The following is a 16,167-nucleotide window of genomic DNA, read 5'->3' as shown; positions in this document are numbered from 1 at the left end:
AGAAAATTGCCCATAACTTATCTATTAACGTAAATGGTAAAGGGGGAATATCTTTATAAGATTTCTCCCTTTTTTTGATCTGCCAATAAAATTGACACAATACACGGTGGGAGTCTTGGTTAATTCTGGTGTATTTGCGCAGCTTCCCACCCTATCATTGCTGTTTTCCGAACACTACCCCAATGATATTGCCCAAGGTTTCCTGTAGCCTGTATTACGCGATGACATGGAATCAAAAAAGCAATTGGGTTGTTACCTATGGCCGTTCCTACTGCTCTAGATGCTTTTGGTTTATCAATATATTTCGCAATACCGCCATATGTAATTAATCCACCTTGTGGTATTTTAAGTAGTGCATTCCATACTTTTAGCTGAAAATCTGTTCCTTTAAGATGTAGTTTGATTTGCTCTAATTTACTCCAATCATTTGTAAAAAGTGATAGTGCATTTTGTTGAAAGTGATCAATAACTGATTTAAAACTAGCATTAGGAAAATTTAATTTAAGTTCTTCAAATGCTTGTTCTTGATTATCCACAAAGGACATATAACAAACTCCTTTTGATGTTGATGCTACTAAGATTTTGCCAAATAAACTATGAGCATAACTATATTTAATCTCTAGGTTTTGGGCTCCTTTTTTATATTCTCCTGGAGTCATTCCTTCGATTTTTATAAAAAGATCATGAAGTCTACCTGTACCAGATAATCCTGTTTTATAAGCTACATCAAACAACGTAGCTTCTTGATCTTTAAGTATTTCTTTTGCATATTCTACACTAGTAAATTGTAGAAATTTTTTTGGGCTTAATCCTACCCAATCCTTAAAAAGTCTTTGGAAATAAAACGGGCTAACGTGTACTTTTTCTGCTATATCTTCAAGACTGGGTTGATCTTTAAAGTTCTCTTTGATATACATTATTGCCTCTGCAATACGATCATATTGTACATTATGTTGCTTAACCATCTTTATATACTTTTAAAACAACATAAAAGTATTATTTACAAAATAGTTATAAAACCCAAAACTTGCTGAATATTGCTTTTTTTGGTTGGACATGTGTAATTTCAGAAAGGCTATATCAAATACTTATACTCTTATTACATTTTAGATTAGTTAATCTAACTAATCCATAATAAAACTAACTCCTCCTGAAAACAAACTCGCTTTAAGCCCTGTATTACGCTCATATTGTCTAAATCGAAAATCTATATTTTTCAATCCAAATTTCCAAATATGAAACTTTGCAAAAATATCTGTATAACTTATTCCAAAACCATATTGATTAGCATTAAAATCGGATAAATCATAATCGGATGTATACAACTGTTGTGTCGATAAATGCTGATTAAAAGGTGCAAAATAATCTGCGGCTGTTTGCGTATAAAAACGATAACTCGGGTACAATGTAAACTTATCTGTAATTTTTATAGGTACTTCTATATTTGCGGTATGAGAATTAATACCCCAATCATCTGTATAATACCTATAAAATGTACGTATAGCAACAATCTCATTTAGATAATAATGTAATCGCCCTCCTGCTGCAATCTTAAATCGAGTATCTGGTAACCTTTCCACATCATCACCTAATGTAAACTGTTGAACTACTCTATCTGCAACATCTGCAAATTGTACACGCTGAAATGGTGTTGATAATAATCCATCTTGTCGAATCACATCAACAGATAAAGAACCTTGTAATTTTTTTGACAATATTTGTGAAAAACCAAGTCCTAAGGAGTATGAATTTCGAGACTCATCATCAAATGGAATAAAGTTATTATCATCTCGTAATTCTGTTGGATAAATAGCATTCCATGTATCTAAAAATACATTTGCTTTTACACTAAATTCGGTGTTTTTTTCATTAAACAACATAGTATAACTACCTCCAAAACCAATAGAAAAATAATCATATTCATTTGCAACGGCTGCATTTGCAGACCATATCTTATTGCGATCATCACTACTATGGCTATAATTGACACTTACAGTAGTTAGCACATCATTTCTAGAAGCTCCAGAAGAGGCTATAAAAGGGCTAGCATCTACATTTGGGTCTCCATCAAAAGGATCCACATTACTCGAAGATGCAGACGTATAAGCAGATACACTTGCATCAATAGTTAATACATCATCATCATTTAAAGGAATCGATACCACTACTGTTGGAGTAAAATCTGTAAGCTCTTCTGTACCTCTTCCTCCGGTTACTGCAGCATTATCACCATCTTGAGTGTAATAACTTGTTAGAAAATCTATTTCTGTTGACTCTAACACTCTTTTTTTATACGCCTCTGAGGTGTTTTTATCTTTTTCTTGTGCTACTGTAAAAATAGATATTAACAGTAAGACTAATGTGAATCGTTTTTTCAAAAGTGCTTTTCTTATTTAAGTTTAGCTATACCTTGTTATTTTCAAAGAGTTATTTTAGTTACACCCGCAACCACCACCAGTTTTACCACCATTAGCTCCTGCTGCTGCCTCTCTATACGCTTGAAAATTAGTTTCGAAACGATCGATTTTCTTCAAGGATAGTTCCATATCAGGATCGTTAAGTGCAACTTTCTCATATTCCTTTACGGCCACGCACGAGGTCGAAGAAAGTAACAGAATAAAAATTATAATCAGCTTATTCATGTATTTTGTTTTATTTATAATGTCGAATGACATAAAACAGTCCATCATTAGTTCTAAAAAAACGCCATTCCTTACACGATATGAAAAGGGATTTACTGTTATTATGTAGTATTTTAATAAATCTATACTTTAAAAACTATATAAACAAATGTCTAGTACAATGATTACTATATAGATTTATATAGAAAACTATAATTCTATTACTAAAGATTAATTGAAGTAGTTAAGAATGTGATTACCAAGAGAGAAATTATAGTAATCATTCTTTGAATACTGAAAAAGATATTGTGTGGTTTAAAGTTTAGGACATCTTTTACAGTTGGACTTACCTTTCTTTTTATACTTTTTACAGCATTTCTTTTTCTTACCACCACAAGCAATTTCACAATTTAAAACTGCACATGGAGAATATAATGATGGGGTTTCTAAACTTTGCACTATTTATTAATTTTTATTAAATCTAAATAAAGCACAAAAATAACAAAAAAAGATTCCTATAAAAGGAATCTCTATTTTTTCTTTATCAACTTATTAACAACTACTTAGCTGAGTCTTCTATTTGAAAAGTATTAATATCTCTATCGAATAAGTAATGACCCGATTTATCGTCTCCTATGATCTTTAATTTATCTAATAATGTGCGTGCAGTTGCCTCTTCTTCTAACTGTTCAGCAACATACCATTGCATAAAATTATGAACATTATAATCTTTATGTTGAAGACATTCATAAATTATATTGTTAATGCGGGCCGTAACAAATTCCTCGCTATCTAAAAAGGTTTCAAAAAGCTCCATTAACGTTTTAAAATCATCTCTTGGCTTATCTATTGCAGGTATAACCGCTATTCCGCTTCGTTCGTTAATAAACTTTACTAACTTGGTCATATGCACACGTTCTTCTTCAGATTGCGTGTAAAAGAAATCTGCTACACCATTGTATCCATTTACATCTGCCCAACAGGCCATAGAAAGATATTGTGCAGAAGCTTTTGCTTCATATGTTATTTGTTCATTTAATAATTTTTCAATTTCTGGTATCATATATAATTAACTTCAATTATTTGTGTATAACTAAAGTAAGCATTTTCTAGCGTTTTAAATATTGAGTATGTAGGTTTTGCGTAATTTAAAATCAGACTATATAACCGTAATTTGTTTAATTACTACTCACGCCAAATTAGTTTTAACCTGAATGAAAAGTGATTAAGAAAAAGTAAGGTATTTATTTCTGAATATATTTTTATGCAGCTTTCTCAAAAGCGATATAATTAACAAGTTTTCCTTTCTTATCTCGAACAGGATACCCTTTAATCAAACACTTGTATGTAGTATTATCTTTTCTATAGTTAAGAATTGAAACTTCAAAAGGTTTTTCATTATTAATAGCATCTCTTACTTTTGCAGATGTTACAGAACATGTATTGGTACCTTGAAACATTTTCGGAGAATTTCCTATTACCTCTTTAGGATCATAGCCATTCATCTTTTTCATGTTTTTAGAAGCATAAACTATCTCAAGACTAGGACTTGTGACCACGATCACAGATTGCTTATCAATAAGTTCGTTTTGATAATCGGCCTCAAACATCCAATTTTTAGTAAGTTTAGTAAGAGCACTTAGATCATCTTTAAAATTCTCTAGACTTGCATGATGCTCACCATAAAACTCCCATGATAATAATGGCAACATATGATTAGACATTTTTTCATAATATCCCGACATCATCTCGTCATACCCTCTTAACTCTTTCATAAGTGTGATTTTGCTCAAAAGTATATAATTAAAACGCGATTCATGATTGAACAAAAGTTAATTCTTTGATTAAACAAAGGTTAAATTTTGCCTTTTACCATTTAAATTGTAGGGTAGTATACCATGATATCGGTGCCGAAGGTATAATCCCTGGGCCAGGATAACCAGTTGCTCTTTGGGTAAAATAACTTTCATCTAAAAGGTTATTAACTCCTGTTTCTAGTTTAAATCTTTTATAGGTGTACGACAATGAAACATCTACTATTGAATATGCAGGAATTTTACCCAAAGTACCTTCTTCTCTACTACCCACAGGTGCTCTATCGGCATTAGTAACTTCAGTGAATTGTTCTGACAAACGTGTGAATTGAACATTTCCTAGGAAATTTTTATAACCAAATCCGATTCCTGTTTTTAAATTAATTAATGGGATAAACTCAACTTTATTACCTACTATTTGTTCTTCTGATCTTGTATATTCAGAATCTGTTACTGCTAGGTTAACAAAAGTATTCAATACGTAATTGGTGTTCTCGGGAAAAAATGTATTCCCGATATTCCAATTTACATAACTTTCTAAACCATAAATTACAGCATCTCCTATATTTCCTCGAACTCTTTCTGCTCTATCATTAAAAACCTCACCTATCCTATCGTCATACCACAATCCAAAAAGGCTTGTATCATACGTTAATACATTATTAATTTTTCCTCTTATTCCAAAATCTGCAGTAAACCCTTCTTCATCGGATATATCAGGACGAATCACAAAAGTTGGATTTACAATTCTTATATCATTGAATGTAACTGATCTATAATTTTGAGATACATTAATATAAGATTCGATGGTATTGTTTATTTTATAACTAGAACCTATACCTAGTAACACAAAAGATCTTTCAAAAGTCTCATCATCTCTTTCATTTGTATTACTTATTGGGTTTCCTGCATTATCAAATACTACATTATTAAAAACACCATCGGTTTCTGTCTTTATATATTCAAATCTAATCCCTGGGGTTATTGAAAGTTTATCTGTTATATTAAAGATATTCTCTCCAAACACTGCTACATTAAGATTAGGAAAATCAAAAGTAGATTGATTTGGATAATCAGGAAAGCTTTCTGTTTGTAGGTTAAAATCTGCATCAGTCCCAGTACTACCCGGCCCTTGTATTGCTCCGTTGTTGGCCTTATAAAATTTAGAGCCAATTAAAAAGACTGATTCTTTACCTATTAAATTATAACGACTTAGCAATCTTGCTTCTGCTCCCCAGTTTTTAAAATTTCCAATAATAAGATCTCGGGGATTCACAAAATTACCATTAACATCAACTTCATCAACAGCTGTAATTGCATTTGAATTTAGGTTAGTGGCTACTCCTCTAAATCCAAGAGCTCTTCTTGAGGCATCCAATCCAAAAAGATTTAAACTAAAATCAGTTTTTTCAGAAAATTCATGCTCTAATTTTAATGAAAATAATTTCCAATCTACCTCAAACCAGTTTCTAGTTCGGTTACTAAAATCCGGATCTGTATCAAATTGTGTATCAGTAAGCCCTCCCGGTTGTTTGGCTAAATAGTCTAAATATGTAAATTCTCCTGTTAGTTTGGTTCTGTCAGAAATCTGATATCCCAAATGCACATAGTAATTTTTAGAGTCAAAATCTGAATTTGGTCTAAAACCATCTCCTGATTTATAATTAAAATAAGTGTAATAACTAAACTTACCAATTGTTCCACCTAAACTATTAAAACTAGTAAACAAATTAAATGACCCTAGGGTTTGTCGTGATACTAATTCGATCTTTTTATTTGGATTGGGTTGTTTCATCTTAAAGTTAATTAACCCCCCAAATTGAGTACCATATTGTAAAGATGCCGCCCCTCTGACTACTTGTATCTCACTTAAGGCTTCTGCTGGCGGAGTATAATAGCTTTCTGGATATCCTAAAACATCTGCACTAATATCATATCCATTTTGACGTGTATTAAAGTTTGCAGTACGATTTGGGTCTAAACCTCTACCGCCTATGTTTAATTGCAATCCACCAACACTATTTTCATAGATATTCAATCCTGCAACTTGAGCATAAATCTGTCTTGCATTATTTGAGGCTAAATTACCTAAGGTATTCTCTAACAGGACGACTTCACTTTTTTTACCGGCATAAATAGCAGTTCCCTCTACTGGTTTTAACTGCTTTAAGCCATAGATACGATTTCTTCGCTGCTTAATCACTACTTCAGAAAGTGCTTCTCCAAGAGGAGCTAAGACAAAATTCTTTGATGTATTACCCTCTATTTTTATCTGTTGTTCTAAAATCTCAAAATCAAAGCTAAAAATTGTTATTAAATAATCTCCTGATTCTAAATCATTAAACTCAAACTGTCCTTTGGTATTGGTAATCGTTTGCTCCCCTGTATTACGATTATATACCTCTGCGTTAGTAATCGGCTTATCATTTTGATCTACTACTATTCCTGTAAACTGATATTGCCCAAAAGCAGAAGTAGCAAGTAACACTACTACTACAAAAATCTTATAATCCCTTAATCTCATCTTTAAATGGAATAATCCATGTTTTATGTTTAAATGTCTCTTTTTGTTTTCCTAAATCCGTTTCTGGATCAATATATTGACTGCTCAACCTACCATTAAGTGCCACGTAACTCTCTACAAACACTTGTACATTTTGATGTCCCCTATTTTCAAAATGTTTTTTAAGGTAATGTGCATATTGTAAAATAAAATCAGGTTGTGTTGCCATTTGTTTTTCTTGAAAAGCGGTAAGAAAATCATTATTATCTACATAAAATCTTTTCCCCGTTTTACTATCAACAATCTTAAAATTAGCATACCCTGCTTTTTCCATTAGCATTACTCTCCAGGAAAATCTGTATCCTTCTTCTGTCCAAAATAACTCTCCCGGATATAATAAATATCTAAACGGCAAAAGTAATTGAATTGTAAAAAGTACAGTAATAATACCAATGAGAATTTTATCTTTTTTAGGCTTAAACGTTAGTATTCGATTTGTATCAAATTGCGTTTGATTTATCTTAAATACCTTGGAAATTATTGCTAAAATTTTATAATGAACTTTTGAATCAAAAAATATTAATGTACTAATGATCATGATATAAGGAAACATACCTATCGGAAACAAAATTCTTGTTAACACATGAAAAACTACTACCATAATGAATGCAAAATTTCTAGTTTTTCTGAACAATAATAAAAATGGTATGGTAAGATCATATATCGCCCCTGTATAACTAAATACATAATGAACCCATTCTTGTTGCATCAAGTCACCTAAAACAGGTAAATCATAATTTGAAGGAAGCCAAATTTTAAGAGGCATAGCTTTGACCAACCAATCCGAATTAAGTTTTGCTAAACCTGCATAGAAATATACAATTCCTAGTAGTAATTTAACACTATCAATTGTCCAGACAGGGATATACTTAAAGGATTTTCTTTTTCTTGCATCTAAGGCATAATAGGCATTAGCAGGCAAAAAGATCATCAAAAAACTTAGTACACTTATAAAATAATAATGATTAAGATAAGTTGTCTTATCCATCAACTCGATATACGTAAAACTAAGAAAGAAAATAATTATACTTATTCTGTACTTAAAACCTAGAGCAACCATAAGTGCCGAAATAGCACATATTATGAAGATTAAATATGTATAAATACCCAAAGGCCGTATCCATTCAAATCCATAATACGAAAAGAAAAACTTTGGCTTTATATACAACGTTTCTATCCACCCATAGCTCCAAAAACGCACAATACTTAATAACATCATTATTCCAAAAAAAATACGAAAGACTGCAAGTGGTGCAGTCTCTGTATTCTTTTTAAAATATTGCGAAAGGTTAAAATTCATCTATACTTTTATAACCATTTAATCTCCGTCGGCGTCGATAAAGGTGATTCTTACAGACATAGCCTGAACCATATCTACCTTTAAAAGCACTACATTTTTTTGGAGCTCATCATACGTTTGAGTCATTAAACTATTATTTGTTCGAACTTGAGCAGAAAAATCATCACTCAAACCTGTTCCTGTACTTCTTGCCGATTCAAACTGATTATTAATAAGTGTGCTTAAATCTTCTCCTTCTTTTATTGTATTCAGAAAATCGAGATATGTTTTAAAACTTTCTCCCGAAGTATTTTTACCAAAATGCTTACCATTAAAAAGGTCTTGCATCGCTGTAAGATTGGCATTAAATAAAGTTTTGGAAACATCACCTTTATAAAAAGCTTCAACCCTATCTTCTAATACTGACCCCGAAAATACTCCTGCTGGGATTCCTATTTTACCAGCTCTTAAATGTTTCTCATAGTGAAAAACATAGTCATTTACCAACTTATCTAATGAGCTAGTAGCAGAAGAGCCATTGCTACTTACAAATGTATCTCTATAACCACTAGTCCAATCTGTTAAAACTTGTGTCGTAAGATCATTCATTCGGTCTACTACATCTGTCAAGTATTTCTTGTAAGCATCTGCATTCGTATTACTAACATAAAATGCTATAATTTCGGTGTTAGAATCAGACAATCCATTAAGTAAATAATCTAGTGCCCCAAATCCTTGCTCATTATCCTTAGAAACAGCATTAAGGTCGTAAGTACCGGATGTTATATTTGCTTCTATTTCACTTGCACTAACAGGAAAGACATTCATAAAATTTCTAAAAGAAAGCTCTTCTGCTTTTCCTATTTCAAATACACTTACAGATTGCCAAGAAACATAAGAATTTAACCAAGCTGTCCTTATACTCTGTAAATTTGATTCGTTAGGGGTTGCAACAAAAGTTGAAGCAGCTGTTTTTAATACTTCTATATCATTTGCTAAATTTTGATATGCTGGTATTGCTATATTGTCAGCAATATTTTCTAACAATGCCTGTCTATTAAAAGTATCTGTACTTGCGCCTGTTTCGTTATCATCTCCAGATGAACAACTTACTGCAAAAAATATGACAGTAGTGATTAAAAACAATATCTTCTTCATCTTATTTTTATTTATTCTTAATAAATTTTTGCAAATGTAAAAAAGAGAAAAGAATCATTTACGATTTCTTTCTCTTTTTTTTAAAAATTTTATATAATAAAATCTTAATTTGTACTTCCTGCTTCGGCTACAGTAAAACTGAATTTAGCAGCAATAGTTTCTGAAATAGATTGTAATGTCGCTGGAGTTACATCCCATAACCCATTGGTTCCGCTCATTAATTGATCTATAAAGCCTTGTACTTCTGTTCTTGTAAAGTAAGGAGCCGCACTATCTGATCTTCTTGTAAACTGAAGACTATAGATAAACCCGTATCCTTCAGAAAGATCATGAAAAGCACTTGCATAATCAATAGTCGATGCTTCTAGAGCGTTCTTCCCTTGTTGTAAGTAGTATACCGCTCTAATTGCAATTACTTTAGATAATTCTTCTCGAATTATAGCAGCTTGTTCATCTCTAACATCATATTTTTTAGCTACAATTGCCGCTCTACCTAATTTAAATGCTTTGTATATTTTTTCTGCGATACCTTTAAAATCAGCATCTCCTTCTACTCTACCGATATACTTATTTAAAAAGCTATCATCATCTCCAATTGTCGGATTTGGATTAGCCGTATCTACAGATGCTCCATATAAATAACCATAGGCTTCATCCCATTTATGCTCCATAGTTGTATAGTTCTTACCATCTGCTACAACTTCATTATCATTATTTGCTCTATTTTCTGCTTCATCTAAAACAAGCTTCCCTAAGTAGTTATTTAATGCTTGATCAGCCATCAGGGCTCCTATTAAACCTTTAGCAAAAGCTTGATTTAACTCTAAACCTTTTGCGTTAACGTATCTTTTAGATCCTCCTCCTGCTTCTTGAAGTTCACCAGCAACACCGGCTGATGCAGGGGCAGACCAATTAGGGAATACATCATCTACCTGGCTTTTTATCCAACCATCAAAATCCATTTTAACTGCAGCTGATTCAGTTGCATTAGTGAAGAAAAAATCTCTTGAAGCGGCGGTTTTACTTCTAACACTTTTATCTGATGCATTTAAATCAGTATCTTCAAAGTCAGCAACACCTTCTTTATGATCAAACATTGCATCTAAAACTGCTTCTGCATTTATTTGCGTATTATCTTTTAGCTTACTAATAATTACTTCGGCCATTGCGATACGGGTAGTTTGCCCGCTAAAACTAACTGTGCTTTCGCCATTACGATCAAAAACATATGTAGCCGGCTCGCTAATCTGATCAACAGGCGGATTACTATCATCGTCTGATGAACATGAAATTATGGCAAAGGTTCCTAGTAAGTATGTTGCTTTTAAAAGACTATTAATTTTCATTACTTTTTATTTAGACTTATTATTGATAATATGCGTGCAAATATATTCATCAAATTATAATTGACAAACTTTATTTGTAATAAATCTAAATAAACTTAACTAAATTAACATTAAGATAATCTTGACTACCTTAATTTGCAGTATATTTTGTTCTTAATTCTTTTACCCAACTTAATAATAATTCTTTTTGTTGCGCATCTAAGTTACCATGAAGCCAAGTGTACGAAGCCAATGGCATTTCTCCTTCATCAACTTCTTCTATTAACTCTTCTAGCTTATGGTCTCTTTTCTTTATAGAATAACTCTCCCAATCAGATACGTTAAAATGCTCTGTTCCTTCTTCAATATGATCATCCAACCAATAAGACACAGGAGCAATCTCTGCATACCAAGGATATTTAGTTTGGTTACTATGACAATCATAACAATTATTCCTTAATATAGTTTTAAGCTCCTCGCTAGGCTTAGTATCTGCTTCAAAAAAGGCAACAGATTCATATCCTGATTCATTTTTGTCTGGTCTAATAAATTGCATGATAACCAACACAATTAATGCGGATATTGCTATAATTTTAGTAATTTTTTTCATGTTGAAGAATAATTTGTTTAGTGATATTGAGAAAATATTTTAGTTGCCTCGTTATATGAAGATTCAAAACTTAACGGTCTTACATTGCTGTCTGCTTTAACAGTTGTAAAATAAGAGACCATACGCTCTGTTGGCATATTACCGGTTAATTCATCTTTTGCCATTGGGCATCCTCCAAATCCTTGAATAGCTCCATCAAACCTTCTACAACCTGCTTTATACGCCGCATCTACTTTTTCAAACCAAGAAGTAGGCGTAGTATGCAGATGTGCTCCAAATTCAATTTCGGGATATTTTGAAATGAGATTAGCAAACAAATAATCTATTATCTCTGGTGTTGATGATCCAACCGTATCAGATAAAGAAAGAATTTTTACTCCCATTTCACTTAACCTTTCTGTCCACTCTCCTACAATCTCTACATCCCAAGGATCACCATAAGGATTACCAAATCCCATAGAAAGATAAGCTACAACTTTTTTATTTGCCTTATCAGCGATATTAAGAATCTCTTGCAATGTTTCTACAGATTGCGCTATCGTTTTATGAGTATTACGCATTTGAAAATTTTCCGAAATTGAAAAAGGGTATCCTAAATAATCTATTTCAGGATGCTGTGCAGCATCATTAGCACCTCTAACATTAGCAATAATCGCTAATAATTTACTAACTGTATCAGACAGGTCTAATTGTCCCAATACTGCCGCAGTATCAACCATCTGTGGGATAGCTTTGGGTGAAACAAAACTTCCAAAATCTATGGTATCAAAACCACAACGCAGTAAAGATTGAATATACTGCACCTTTTTTTCTGTAGGAATAAATTCTTTTATGCCCTGCATAGCATCTCTTGGACATTCAATTATTTTTATTTTTTCGGTCATTTTAGCACTACAAACTAGAAGAAATTCAATTTTGACTATAAAAGTATGATTATTTTTTAAAATTTCAGAAAATAGCTATACTTCTTGATTAAATAAGAAGATAATGCGTTAATAAGCCCTCATTAAAAGTGTTTTTAAAATTATTCCAAAATATATGGTAGATAAACATCAACTCTAGACCCTATATTATCGGTATCCTCAAGAACCTCAAACCTTGCATTAACTTTAAAAGACCTTGAATATATTTTAAATCTATCTTTTAAGATGGAACCTGATAGTGATTCATATCCAGAGTTTTTATCCTTAATTTCTTGGCCTTTAGTATAACCAATCCCATTATCTATGATACTACTTTTTATTAGTTTTTTATTATCATCCATAATGAATTTTAATATTATTTTACCATTTGTGATAGCAGCAATACCATGTTCAATAGCATTTTCTACAAATGGTTGTATAAACATTGGAGGCACCAAAATATTCTGAACATTCAACTCTGGGTCAATTTCTACTACATGATTAAATTTTTGAGAAAAATTAGATTGCAGCTCTAAATAATCCTTCACCGTCTGTATTTCTTCTTCTAAAGAAACAAACTCTTCTCTAGAGTTTTCTAATATGGATCGTAATAGATTACTCAATTTTAAAGTATACGGTATTACATTTTTAGATTCGTTTGAGGTTAAGGAAATAATTGTACCCAATGAATTGAACAAAAAGTGTGGATTAAGCTGTGAACGAAGTAAACGTTGTTCTAAAATTGTAGTTTTATATTTACTTTTTAATTTATTTTGCCTGAACAATACAACGCCTAATATTAGAAATGAAAGAAACAATCCGATAATGACCCAATTGATGATATTCCTTTGTTTAATAATAGTTTTTTGTTGTGTGGTTATTTTTTCTAGCTTAGAGATAGAAGCATCTTTTTCTTTTAATTCAAATTCAGAAGCATATAGTTGCAGTTGCTTAGCTATACTTTTTTCATGATATGTTATTAGATATTCATTCAGTTCGCTTAGGATAGATGTGCTTTTTTCGTGTGCTCCTTGTTTAAAATACACCTTATTCAAAAAATCACAAACTCTTATATACAAATTCCTTTCATCTCTAGTATAATTATATTTTTTTCTCAGAGAATCTCGAACCTTGTTCAATACAGTTTCAGACTCATTAAGGTTATCTTGATAAAAAAGCATATAACCATAACTAGTTAGTGGGCTTAATTTAGACTTACTAGACAATAAATCAGAATTGATCAATTCTTTATCTAAAAAAATTTTATTTGCTTTTGAAAAATTATTATATGCCGAATCTTTTTGATTTTGGTACAAAGCAATATCGCCCAGAGCATCCAGTGCTCTAACTTGATTTATAAAAAAAACGTCTTTATCATAATTATCATTATCAAGTAATATGGTATCCTTATACATTCTTAAAGCTTCGTTAAAATGCGCTTTTGCAGAATCATACTTCTTTTTGTGTTTATACAAATAACCAATATCTAACCTATTATTAATTACCTCAAATCTATAATTAGCCCATATTGAATCTCTAAAAGCTTCTTTTCTTGCTCTCAATGCCAGGTCTATATCTCCTAAATCTATATGGATATAAGATATTCTTTCTAAAATATAAAATCGCCATGATTTTTTGTCGGGTGATTCTGGATACTGAGATGTGAGTTCTAACCCTCTATAAAGCGTCTGTAAAGCGGTAAGTGGTCTTGTTGCAAAATACTCTCGTAAACCTTTAATGTAATATGCTTTATGCGCTATACCATCTGCTCCCGGATGCCCCTGTTCTAATGATTCATACGCTTTAATAGCTTTATGAGCATTTGACAATGCAGAATCATTTTCAAGCTTAAATAAATGTACATAGCTTTTAAAGGTATAATACTTTGTCCATCCCTTAAGAGATTTATCCTTGTTCAGACTATATTTAATCTTACTAATGTATGGTCGATTAGTTTTGGCAAAAGAAATAGTATCAATAGTATGTTGAGAAAGTATTTCCTGGGAATAAGAATCAAAACTTGTAAGTATCAAAACTAAAATAAAAAAAAGTTGTTTCAATGTTGTATTATTTGTGTGGTAGATATAAATTTAGTGCTCGAATTTACATTTATTTTTATGATTAATGTTGTTATTATTGAAAATGATAAAGATGCATCAAATTACCTCTCTAAACTTCTGAAAAAAAATGTCTTAGAATTAAATATTGTAGGTTCGGCAACAACTGTTAAAGAAGGTATTTCTCTTATTTCTTCTTCTTCTCCAGAATTGGTTTTTCTAGATATACATTTAGATGATGGCATAGGCTTTGAAATTCTTGATGCTGTACATTCTAAAGGCTTTGAGGTTATCTTTATTACCGCATATGATAGTTATTATGAAAAAGCTATGGAGCATTTTGCTTTTAACTATTTGTTAAAACCAATTGACCCTATACTTCTTGAAAAAGTAATCAGCAGATATATACAAGTTAAGTCTAGACATAGTAATCAAAGTAAATACGTTCACTTTCAAGAATTTATACGAGAGCAGAACTCAAAAATTCTTATACAAAGTGGTCAATACCATAAATCCGTATATCTAGAAGAAATAATTTTATGTAAGGCTGAAGGTAACTATACAACCATCGTCTTAAAAGACAAAAAAGAAATCTTAGCAAACAATATCTTGAAGCATTATGACAAATTACTGTCTAGTCGTGGTTTTTTTAGAGTAAATCGCTCTTGTCTCATAAACACCTCTCATATTGATTCTATTTTTAGGAAAGAAACGATTATTTTGACCAATAGAGATAAAATTCAAGTTGCTTTTAGAAATAGGGAGCAATTGTCTTATCTCTTAGAAACACTTAAATAATATCTCTATACGCTTATCTTAAAATTCTTTCCACCTATTTATTCTTTAATTTATTTCCCAGAATTCACTCTAATTTTGAATAGCATCTTACCATTGATAGTAAGGTCATGATAGACATAATTGTGAATGTCTTTAAAGGATCACAAACAATCTAATTTTCAATATATATATTATGTTAAAAGGCATTTTAAACTTAGAAGGAGCAAAAGAATTAAACAGAAAAGAATTGACTACTCTTAAAGGAGGTTTTCATAGTCAAACTGGAGGTGGTGCAGATAATAACGCGTATTGTTGGGAAAATGGAATACTGCACCCTTGCAAAGAGGATGAAAGCGAAGACGATAAAGCTTAAAAGAAATCTTTCTTATTAGAAAAAAAAATAGACTATCTTAAAATTAAGACAGTCTATTTTTTATTTTTCAGAAAGAAGAATAAAAATTGCAATTCCAATAAATACTATAATCTGAAGCCATTTTAAAACAACCCCAATCTTCGTACTTTTTTTTAAGTATTCTGATATAGCTCCTGACATGACTGCAATACTTCCAAAAATTAAAAATGAAACCAGTATAAAAAGGAAACCTAGTATATAAAATTGTAAAACATTACTTAAAGATTCACTAAACAGAAAACCAGGAAAAAATGCTAAAAAGAAAATAGAGACTTTAGGATTTAATACATTCATAACAAATCCTTGTCGAAACAGTTGCCCTAAAGTTTTTTTTGGTATACCTGTTTCTAATAAATTTACCGAAGCATCACTCCTAAATACTTTATAAGCTAAAAAGAATAAATACAATGCTCCAAACAACTTAATTATAAAAAATAAGGTGTCACTCTGTTTAATCAGTATTGAAACCCCAAAAGCAACTAATGTTGTATGAATCAAGCATCCTGACATTAATCCAGCAACAGTAGCCAGTCCGTATTTCTTTCCGTTAATAACACTTTGCATTAATACAAATATATTATCCGGTCCGGGTGATATGGATAAGATAGCTGTTGTAATCATAAAGGTATACAAAACATCATAATCCATA

At 31.3% G+C, this 16,167-nt stretch carries 15 protein-coding genes; 2 read left to right on the top strand and 13 right to left on the bottom strand.

Going from position 1 to position 16,167, the window contains the following annotated elements; genetic code table 11:
• Nucleotides 1-119: 119 nt before the first annotated feature.
• The 12 genes from AWE51_RS23745 to AWE51_RS23690 all read right to left on the bottom strand — a co-directional run bounded on the left by AWE51_RS23745 (nucleotide 120) and on the right by AWE51_RS23690 (nucleotide 14,332).
• On the bottom strand, nucleotides 120-965 hold the full coding sequence (locus tag AWE51_RS23745; protein WP_066319219.1) for a bifunctional helix-turn-helix domain-containing protein/methylated-DNA--[protein]-cysteine S-methyltransferase: 846 nt from the start codon (nucleotides 963-965) through the stop codon (nucleotides 120-122).
• A 159-nt stretch (nucleotides 966-1,124) separates the two neighbouring features.
• Complete coding sequence (locus tag AWE51_RS23740; RefSeq protein ID WP_066319213.1) at nucleotides 1,125-2,378, bottom strand: DUF3570 domain-containing protein; 1,254 nt, start codon at nucleotides 2,376-2,378, stop codon at nucleotides 1,125-1,127.
• Nucleotides 2,379-2,432: 54 nt separating this feature from the next.
• On the bottom strand, nucleotides 2,433-2,642 hold the full coding sequence (locus tag AWE51_RS23735; protein WP_066319211.1) for a DUF4266 domain-containing protein: 210 nt from the start codon (nucleotides 2,640-2,642) through the stop codon (nucleotides 2,433-2,435).
• Between the two features lie 538 nt (nucleotides 2,643-3,180).
• Nucleotides 3,181-3,684, bottom strand: a complete 504-nt coding sequence (locus tag AWE51_RS23730; RefSeq protein WP_066319209.1) for a ferritin — start codon at nucleotides 3,682-3,684, stop codon at nucleotides 3,181-3,183.
• 199 nt (nucleotides 3,685-3,883) lie between these two features.
• Nucleotides 3,884-4,396, bottom strand: coding sequence for a PAS domain-containing protein (locus AWE51_RS23725; protein ID WP_066319207.1), 513 nt, complete (start codon nucleotides 4,394-4,396; stop codon nucleotides 3,884-3,886).
• Nucleotides 4,397-4,490: 94 nt separating this feature from the next.
• Entirely contained in the window at nucleotides 4,491-6,959 is a 2,469-nt protein-coding gene (locus tag AWE51_RS23720) for a TonB-dependent receptor domain-containing protein (RefSeq protein WP_066319205.1), read from the bottom strand.
• Entirely contained in the window at nucleotides 6,940-8,298 is a 1,359-nt protein-coding gene (locus AWE51_RS23715; protein WP_066319199.1) for an HTTM domain-containing protein, read from the bottom strand. Before AWE51_RS23715 ends, AWE51_RS23720 begins: the two co-directional genes overlap by 20 nt.
• Before the next feature lie 18 nt (nucleotides 8,299-8,316).
• Entirely contained in the window at nucleotides 8,317-9,435 is a 1,119-nt protein-coding gene (locus AWE51_RS23710; protein ID WP_066319192.1) for an imelysin family protein, read from the bottom strand.
• 104 nt (nucleotides 9,436-9,539) lie between these two features.
• Nucleotides 9,540-10,781 (bottom strand): DUF4856 domain-containing protein, encoded by a 1,242-nt coding sequence (locus tag AWE51_RS23705; RefSeq protein ID WP_066319190.1) that lies wholly within the window; start codon nucleotides 10,779-10,781, stop codon nucleotides 9,540-9,542.
• Nucleotides 10,782-10,911: 130 nt separating this feature from the next.
• The gene (locus AWE51_RS23700; RefSeq protein ID WP_066319189.1) at nucleotides 10,912-11,370 is read right to left on the bottom strand and encodes a heme-binding domain-containing protein; all 459 of its coding nucleotides are present in this window, start codon (nucleotides 11,368-11,370) and stop codon (nucleotides 10,912-10,914) included.
• 17 nt (nucleotides 11,371-11,387) lie between these two features.
• Nucleotides 11,388-12,254, bottom strand: coding sequence for a hydroxymethylglutaryl-CoA lyase (locus tag AWE51_RS23695; protein ID WP_066319187.1), 867 nt, complete (start codon nucleotides 12,252-12,254; stop codon nucleotides 11,388-11,390).
• A gap of 140 nt (nucleotides 12,255-12,394) precedes the next feature.
• On the bottom strand, nucleotides 12,395-14,332 hold the full coding sequence (locus AWE51_RS23690) for a histidine kinase (RefSeq protein ID WP_066319184.1): 1,938 nt from the start codon (nucleotides 14,330-14,332) through the stop codon (nucleotides 12,395-12,397).
• 57 nt (nucleotides 14,333-14,389) lie between these two features.
• On the opposite strand from AWE51_RS23690, the gene AWE51_RS23685 reads away from it, so the two are divergent.
• On the top strand, nucleotides 14,390-15,127 hold the full coding sequence (locus AWE51_RS23685) for a LytR/AlgR family response regulator transcription factor (RefSeq protein WP_157766214.1): 738 nt from the start codon (nucleotides 14,390-14,392) through the stop codon (nucleotides 15,125-15,127).
• A 172-nt stretch (nucleotides 15,128-15,299) separates the two neighbouring features.
• Nucleotides 15,300-15,479 (top strand): hypothetical protein, encoded by a 180-nt coding sequence (locus tag AWE51_RS23680; RefSeq protein WP_066319180.1) that lies wholly within the window; start codon nucleotides 15,300-15,302, stop codon nucleotides 15,477-15,479.
• 60 nt (nucleotides 15,480-15,539) lie between these two features.
• On the opposite strand, the gene AWE51_RS23675 is transcribed toward AWE51_RS23680, so the two are convergent.
• Nucleotides 15,540-16,166, bottom strand: coding sequence for a LysE family translocator (locus AWE51_RS23675; protein WP_066319178.1), 627 nt, complete (start codon nucleotides 16,164-16,166; stop codon nucleotides 15,540-15,542).
• Nucleotide 16,167 lies beyond the last annotated feature (1 nt).

The organism is Aquimarina aggregata, from assembly GCF_001632745.1.
GTDB classification, from domain to species: domain Bacteria; phylum Bacteroidota; class Bacteroidia; order Flavobacteriales; family Flavobacteriaceae; genus Aquimarina; species Aquimarina aggregata.
The sequence above is the reverse complement of the archived record's forward strand: the minus strand, read 5'-3'. Positions and strand labels throughout refer to the sequence as shown.

What these genes read in the sequence shown, in the direction of transcription:
- AWE51_RS23745 (WP_066319219.1), bottom strand. Translation starts at nt 965, where the DNA reads ATGGTTAAGCAACATAATGTACAATATGATCGTATTGCAGAGGCAATA.
- AWE51_RS23735 (WP_066319211.1), bottom strand. Translation starts at nt 2,642, where the DNA reads ATGAATAAGCTGATTATAATTTTTATTCTGTTACTTTCTTCGACCTCG.
- AWE51_RS23730 (WP_066319209.1), bottom strand. Translation starts at nt 3,684, where the DNA reads ATGATACCAGAAATTGAAAAATTATTAAATGAACAAATAACATATGAA.
- AWE51_RS23725 (WP_066319207.1), bottom strand. Translation starts at nt 4,396, where the DNA reads ATGAAAGAGTTAAGAGGGTATGACGAGATGATGTCGGGATATTATGAA.
- AWE51_RS23720 (WP_066319205.1), bottom strand. Translation starts at nt 6,959, where the DNA reads ATGAGATTAAGGGATTATAAGATTTTTGTAGTAGTAGTGTTACTTGCT.
- AWE51_RS23715 (WP_066319199.1), bottom strand. Translation starts at nt 8,298, where the DNA reads ATGAATTTTAACCTTTCGCAATATTTTAAAAAGAATACAGAGACTGCA.
- AWE51_RS23710 (WP_066319192.1), bottom strand. Translation starts at nt 9,435, where the DNA reads ATGAAGAAGATATTGTTTTTAATCACTACTGTCATATTTTTTGCAGTA.
- AWE51_RS23705 (WP_066319190.1), bottom strand. Translation starts at nt 10,781, where the DNA reads ATGAAAATTAATAGTCTTTTAAAAGCAACATACTTACTAGGAACCTTT.
- AWE51_RS23700 (WP_066319189.1), bottom strand. Translation starts at nt 11,370, where the DNA reads ATGAAAAAAATTACTAAAATTATAGCAATATCCGCATTAATTGTGTTG.
- AWE51_RS23695 (WP_066319187.1), bottom strand. Translation starts at nt 12,254, where the DNA reads ATGACCGAAAAAATAAAAATAATTGAATGTCCAAGAGATGCTATGCAG.
- AWE51_RS23685 (WP_157766214.1), top strand. Translation starts at nt 14,390, where the DNA reads ATGATTAATGTTGTTATTATTGAAAATGATAAAGATGCATCAAATTAC.
- AWE51_RS23680 (WP_066319180.1), top strand. Translation starts at nt 15,300, where the DNA reads ATGTTAAAAGGCATTTTAAACTTAGAAGGAGCAAAAGAATTAAACAGA.
- AWE51_RS23675 (WP_066319178.1), bottom strand. Translation starts at nt 16,166, where the DNA reads ATGGATTATGATGTTTTGTATACCTTTATGATTACAACAGCTATCTTA.